This window comes from Flavobacteriales bacterium (assembly GCA_013214975.1).
GTDB lineage: Bacteria > Bacteroidota > Bacteroidia > DT-38 > DT-38 > DT-38.
In genome coordinates this window covers 1-2,520 of the sequence record JABSPR010000051.1, presented here as the reverse complement: position 1 = coordinate 2,520, position 2,520 = coordinate 1, and the positions used below count along the sequence as shown (strand labels likewise).

Here is a 2,520-nt window from a genome sequence, read left to right as displayed (position 1 = left end):
GAAACAACTACTCGTTTAAAAGCTTCACTATAGCTTGAAGGGGACTTAACTCTTTTGTTCAATTCCTTTTCTGATGACATATATTTGATAATATAGTCAACCTTTTTCAGGACGGGACACTATAATAAAAAAGCCTTTCACATTTGTGAAAGGCTTTTTTTGGTGTGGTGCCTCCAGGAATCGAACCAGGGACACATGGATTTTCAGTCCATTGCTCTACCAACTGAGCTAAGGCACCATCCTAAATTAGGGTGGCAAATGTATAAAATATTTCTACACGCTAAAAGTTCTGTTGTTATTAGTTGGCGTGATTATTAGTTTAATTTTGATACCACTATTATAAGCGATGAATTTAGTATTAGATTTCGGCAACACAAGGTGTAAAATGGGGATATTCGAAGAGGATAAATTACTCTCTAATGACTCTTTTATTGGCTTGAATGTAACTAAGTTAGAAAGTATTCTTGTAGATAATAAGAATATCACAGACGTAATGATTTCTTCGGTGTCCGAAGTTGACGAAGAGGTATTGTCTCTTTTGAAAAATAATTTTAACTGTGTGGAGTTTTCTGATGAAACTCTTATTCCGATAATTAACAATTACCTCTCGAAAGAATCTTTGGGAGTAGATCGGCTAGCAAATGCAGTTGCTGCCGCACATCTTTATCCCGATTCCGACGTGCTGGTAATTGATGCAGGAACTGCTCTTACTTTTGATTTCATTAGTAAAGATGATGGTTTTCTAGGTGGAGGAATTAGTCCTGGGCTTCAAATGAGATTTAAGGCACTTCATACTTTTACTGATAAGTTGCCGTTACTTGAACCGAATTTGGATGTAGAATTAATAGGTTCTAACACAGAAGAGGGAATTAAATCGGGTGTACAAATTGGAATGTTGGCAGAAATTGAAGGGATAATCGAGAGATATAGAACGAATTATCCGGAATTGTTGATTATTGGTACGGGTGGAGACCTAGATTTCTTTAATAACAAGTTAAAAAGTCACATATTTGCGGATTCTTTTTTATCACTGAAAGGATTAAACACTGTATTAAACTATAATGCTTAGGCAATTATTTCTATCAAGCTTCTTTTTTACACTTCTATTATGCCATTTAGGCAAGGAGGTAAGGGCACAGACAAAATTGAATTCGCCATATTCCTATTTGGGTATAGGGAAAATAAAGGATGATGGGAATGTGGTGTCCCAATCTCTATCTGGATTAAGTGCAGGGGTTAGAGACAAAAGAGAACTTAATTTTTTAAATCCGGCATCTATTACTTCGTTGAATGTTACGACATACGAAGCTGGAATTGGTGCATCGTTTCTAAACGTTACTGAAGGTGATGCCAATAATAAAAGTGCCTTGGGTGCCTTAGATTATGTTTCACTTGCATTTCCGATGGCAAAAGTTGGTGGAGCTACAGGCTTTGGTATAAGGAGATATAGTAATGTTGGTTATGCGATTGAAGAAGAATTTACTGCAGATGGTTTAGGTACATTAAAGAATACATTTACTGGCGAAGGAGGGATTAATAAATTTAATCTTACTCAGGCCTTTACTGTAAAGGGAGTATCATTAGGAGCTAACCTTAATTATCTATTTGGGACCATTAAACACGATGGGAAATTAGATTATGAAGATCCATCAATCACGCAATCACCTACATATCTAAAATCGAATTATATAAAGGATTTTAATTTTGATTTTGGTTTTCAATATAGCCATGAGTTTAAACTGGATAGTATTGATAGGAATAAAGTTTTTGAAATTATTGTAGGTGGTACATATGTTCCTGGTTATAAATTGAAGACGGAGAATTTAGATACCCGAGAAGTTTCTTTGAATATATTTAATGAGGATACATTAGTTATAGGCTCAGGAAATATTACTATGCCAACTCAGTTTTCAGTTGGGATATGTGCGGTGTTGAATCGCAAGTTAAAAGTAGGGTTCGATTATAGAAGTGCTGCTTGGAGTGATTTTCGAAATCCTTTGTTTGATGAATCAGGTGCTTATCAGTTAGCTAATAGTACTAAAATGATTATCGGGCTTCAGTATACGCCTAATAAAAAAATGACCAAAGGACTCTTTACTCGGACTACTTATAAGTTTGGAGTAAGTAGCGGAAAGTCGGAAATAGTAAACAGTGGAACTCAATTAACGAATAGTGGCATAAGTTTTGGTCTAGCGATTCCACTTAGAAATTATTCGAATGTTATAAACTTAGGTTATAGATATAGTGAGCTAAGTTCAGGAAAGAATAAAGACTTAATGAATGAGTCAACTCATAGGGTGATTTTGAGTTTTACATTTAATGAGAAATGGTTTACAAAGTACAAGTATGATTAATTTGAATACGGAAATGAAAAAAATAATATTTATAGTTGTTGGTGCTCTTTTAGGGTTATCGACCTTGGCGATTGCGGGTGGTAAATATGGTGCTACAGCCGCCGATAGTATAATATGTATTGAGGCTTTAAACCTGTATGGTGATGATTATAAAGCGAAAAATTAT

Annotated in this window: 3 protein-coding genes and 1 tRNA gene; 3 read left to right on the top strand and 1 reads right to left on the bottom strand. The window is 34.9% G+C overall.

Annotation, left to right across the window (positions count from 1 at the left end; genetic code table 11):
• Window positions 1-165 precede the first annotated feature (165 nt).
• Window positions 166-238, bottom strand: a tRNA-Phe gene (locus HRT72_02925).
• Window positions 239-346: 108 nt separating this feature from the next.
• Between HRT72_02925 and HRT72_02920 the strand changes: the two genes are divergently transcribed.
• The 3 genes from HRT72_02920 to HRT72_02910 form a co-directional block, all read left to right on the top strand.
• Window positions 347-1,069, top strand: a complete 723-nt coding sequence (locus HRT72_02920; GenBank protein ID NQY66663.1) for a type III pantothenate kinase — start codon at window positions 347-349, stop codon at window positions 1,067-1,069.
• A 76-nt stretch (window positions 1,070-1,145) separates the two neighbouring features.
• The gene (locus tag HRT72_02915; protein NQY66662.1) at window positions 1,146-2,354 is read left to right on the top strand and encodes a hypothetical protein; all 1,209 of its coding nucleotides are present in this window, start codon (window positions 1,146-1,148) and stop codon (window positions 2,352-2,354) included.
• Between the two features lie 13 nt (window positions 2,355-2,367).
• Window positions 2,368-2,520, top strand: a 153-nt coding sequence (locus HRT72_02910) for a hypothetical protein (GenBank protein ID NQY66661.1), incomplete at its 3' end; no start/stop codon positions are given.

What these genes read in the sequence shown, in the direction of transcription:
- HRT72_02920 (NQY66663.1), top strand. Translation starts at nt 347, where the DNA reads ATGAATTTAGTATTAGATTTCGGCAACACAAGGTGTAAAATGGGGATA.